This window comes from Nocardia sp. TBRC8007, assembly GCF_056629435.1.
Genome location: NZ_JBWSOR010000257.1, coordinates 1 through 220 on the forward strand (window position 1 = coordinate 1; position 220 = coordinate 220).

Sequence of the window (220 nt, forward strand, 5' to 3'; positions counted from 1 at the left end):
CGGCGGAGTACGCGTTGTTGAAGTTGGCTCGGGTGCAGCCCGGTGAGACGGTGCTGGTGCATGGTGCGGCCGGTGGCCTGGGCACAGCGGCGGTGCAGGTCGCCAAATTGCATGGTGCGCGGGTGATCGGTGCCGCGAGTACTGATGAGCGCCGCGCGTATGTGCTCGAGCAAGGCGCTGACCATACTGTGCGGTCGCGTTCATTGGATTTCGTCGATGA

1 protein-coding gene is annotated in these 220 nt (G+C 64.5%); it reads left to right on the forward strand.

The window, feature by feature from the left end; genetic code table 11:
• The coding region (locus tag ACX4ZE_RS23570; RefSeq protein WP_480275665.1) for a zinc-binding dehydrogenase at positions 1 to 220 on the forward strand (220 nt) is incomplete at both ends.